The following is a 3,386-nucleotide window of genomic DNA, read 5'->3' as shown; positions in this document are numbered from 1 at the left end:
GCGCTGCTGCCTGCGGATTTGCTGGACCGTTTCTGGCGCCGGCGCCTGCCGTTGTTTGCCCTCAGCAACGCCGCCCGCACCGTCATCAGCCTGCTCTCCTTTGCCGGCTTTGTAATCCTCATAGCCGCCGGCCTTTTCGGCAGCCGCGACCCACTTTCCAATCCTCTGCCACTGGTGATCTGGACACTGTTGTGGGCCGGCGTCACGCTGCTGCAGGGTGTCTTCGGCGACCTCTGGTCATGGCTCAACCCCTGGTATGGAGCATGGCGTCTCGCCTCGCGCCTGTTCGGGACCAGGGATCACGGAGCATGGCGCCTGCCCGGATGGGTCGGCTGCTGGCCGGCTGTCATCCTGTTCTTCGCCTTCGCCTGGTTCGAACTCATCGATCCGGCGCCCGACGATCCGGGGCGGCTGGCCTTGGCCGCCGGCCTCTACTGGCTGTTCTCTTTCCTCGCCATGCTGGCGTTCGGCTATCGCGACTGGAGCCGCAGCGGTGAATTCCTGACGGTTTTCTTCTCGATGGTGGCGCGCTTCGCCGTGGCCGAACGCAACCAAGACGGCCGGCTTGGCCTGTGCTGGCCCGGCGCCAAGCTGCTGACGGCGCAGCCCCTGCCGGCCAGCGGCATCGCCTTCCTGCTGCTGGCCCTGTCGTCGGTGTCCTTCGACGGCCTGTCGAAGACCTTCTTCTGGCTCGGCCTGTTCGGCATCAACCCGCTCGAATTTCCCGGCCGCACCGCGCTGATCGGCAGCGGCACTTGCGGGCTGATCCTGACATTCGCGCTGCTGGCGGCGGTGTTCCTGCTTGCCGTCCGGCTCGGCCAGCGTCTTGCCGGCAGCGATCACACGCTCGGCCAGGCCGCAGGCCTGCTGGTGTGGTCGATCGTGCCGATTGCGCTTGCCTATCACGTTGCGCATTATCTGACGGCGCTGCTCGTCGACGGCCAGTATGCGCTTGCGGCACTGTCCGATCCGTTGGCGCTGGGCTGGAACCTGTTCGGCACCGCCGACATGCAGATCGAGGCCGGCATCGTTGCGGGGGCGGACTCTGCGTGGTGGCTGTGGAATATCCAGGCCGGCGCCATCATCCTGGGCCATGTGCTCGCCGTCCTCGTCGCTCACGGCTTCGCCTGGCGCCTGCACCCACAGCCCTCCCGCGCGGCACTCAGCCAGTTCCCGCTCACCTTGCTGATGATCGCCTACACCGTCTTCGGCCTCTGGTTGCTTGCCACGCCGACTGTCGGATGAGAAAAGGCGACCAGCATGCCTTCGGGGAAAGCCCGCTTGCCACGTCGGGGCTTTGGTGATTTAGTTTGTACACATGCGATTTTTTGCCTCGTTACAGCCAGTCAAAACTCAAAAACAGGGGAACTGCCGTGACTGACAAGAATGGGTTTTTCGATCTCTCCAGATCCACGCTCACCCGCCGCACGGCGCTGAAGGGTCTGGCCGCCGGCGCCGGTCTGGGCCTGGCCCCCGGCTTCGTCCGCTATTCCCAGGCGCAGAGCTCGGCGCCGATCAAGATCGGCTTCCAGTCGCACCGCACCGGCATCGGCGCCGCCTATGGCCGCTGGTACGAGAAGACCACGGCTGCCGCGGTCAAGGCGATCAACGCCGCCGGCGGCATCAACGGCCGTCAGGTCGAGGTGATCATCGAGGATGACGGCACCGATCCCGGCCGTGGCGCCGAGGTGGTCGGCAAGTTCGCCACCCAGCACAAGACCGACATCGTCTTCGGCACGCTGTTCTCGCATGTCGTCATTGGCTCGGCGCCCGCCGCCGGCGAAAACAAGATGCCCTATTTCGTCGTCAGCGAAGGCCATCACGTCGCCTCGACAAAGCTGAACCGCTATGTCTTCCAGCCCGGCATCACCGACGTGAAGAGCCAGATCCAGTCGATGGCGCCGTGGATCGCGGCCAATGCCGGCAAGAAGGTGACGCAGATCTTCCCCGATTTCGCTTTCGGCTACGACCATCGCGACTACCTGCCGCCGGCACTGAAGGCGCAAGGCGGCGAGGTCATCGCGCAGATCGCCATCCCGCCGACGGAATCGTCCTTCACCAAATACTTCCCGCAGATCCCGGCCGAGACCGAGGTGATCTACCACGTCATGGTCGGCCCGGCCGTGCTGACCTTCGTCAAGGAGCTCGGCGAGTTCTATGGCTCCAACCGGCCGCAACTGTTCGGCTTCATCGATTCGCTCGAAGCCACCGACATCAACAGTCCCGGCCTCGAATTCCTCGACGGCAGCCATTTCTGGGAAGGCTCGCCGCGTTATGCGCAGGCCAACGATTCCGAAGCGCAGAAGGCCTACCGCACCGCTGTCGGCATCGATGACAATGGCGCTGCCGTCGGCGATCCCAAGGATGTCTCCACCGCAGCCCACATGTTCGGCTGCTGGGAGACGCTCTATGTCGTCAAGAAGGCAATGGAAGACGCCGGCTACAAGGGTCCGGAAGACCGCGCCAAGCTGGTCGAGGCGACCGAGGCACTGACCGAGTTCGCCGAAGGCCCGCAGCATCCGCAGGGGCCAAAAACCTTCAACGGCAAGATCCACCAGTGCTTTGGTATCCAGAACATCTCCAAGGTCGAGGGCGGCAAGCTCAAGGTCGTGCACAAGACCAAGATCGAGGACGGGCTTTACGAGGCCGAGGGAGATTATACGACGCAGGCGCTGTGAGTTTGGCATTCCAGCAAGCGCCTGCCAGCGTGTAACCGATGCACTTTGGTCCCCACCTCCTCCTCGCTGCCCTCGAAGGCCTCGTCACCTCAGCCGTGCTGGCGCTGACGGCGCTTGGGCTGTCCCTGGTGTTCGGTGTCATGCGCGTGGTCAATGTCGCGCATGGCGAGTTCTTCATGCTGGGCGCGGTGCTCGCCTGGGCGATCACCACGGCCATCGGCGGTCACCCTGCGCTCGGCTTCCTGGCGGCGCTGGTGATTGCTCCGCTGATCGTCGGCGCCATTGCGCTGGTCGCCGAACGGCTGGTGCTGCGCCGGCTCAATTACAATCCGGAAGCCACCATCGTCGCCACCATCGGCATGCTCTATATCATCCAGCAGCTGGCTCTGACCTTCTATGGCCCGGAAGCCCGGCCGGTCGAGCCGCCGTTCAGCTACCGCATCCTTTTGCCTTGGTTCGGCTACTCCGGCTACAAACTGTCTGTTATCGCCGCTTCCGCGCTGCTGCTCACCGCGACATGGCTGGTGCTGACGCGCACCAGGATCGGCCTCGTCATGCGCGCCACGCAGTATGACAGCGAAACCGCACAGGCCTTCGGCATCCCTGTCGGCCGTGTCTATGGCGGCGTCTTCGCGCTCGGTGCCATGCTGGCGGCCGTTGCCGCGGTGCTGATCGTGCCGATCAGCCAGGCGCATTATCTGATGGGAC

Annotated in this window: 3 protein-coding genes; all 3 read left to right on the top strand. The window is 64.4% G+C overall.

Annotation, left to right across the window (positions count from 1 at the left end; genetic code table 11):
* On the top strand, positions 1-1,245 hold a 1,245-nt coding region (locus EN750_RS24825), incomplete at its 5' end, for a hypothetical protein (RefSeq protein WP_127398033.1).
* 128 nt (positions 1,246-1,373) lie between these two features.
* Positions 1,374-2,678 carry an ABC transporter substrate-binding protein gene (locus tag EN750_RS24820; RefSeq protein ID WP_127398032.1) on the top strand — a complete coding sequence of 435 codons (1,305 nt, stop codon included), beginning with the start codon at positions 1,374-1,376 and terminating at the stop codon, positions 2,676-2,678.
* A gap of 38 nt (positions 2,679-2,716) precedes the next feature.
* Positions 2,717-3,386: branched-chain amino acid ABC transporter permease (locus tag EN750_RS24815; protein ID WP_145967891.1), on the top strand; the 670-nt coding region annotated here is incomplete at its 3' end.

It is taken from the genome of Mesorhizobium sp. M7A.F.Ca.ET.027.03.2.1 (genome assembly GCF_003999175.1).
GTDB lineage: Bacteria > Pseudomonadota > Alphaproteobacteria > Rhizobiales > Rhizobiaceae > Mesorhizobium.
Note: the sequence above shows the minus strand (reverse complement) of the source record. Positions and strands in the feature narration are given on the sequence as shown.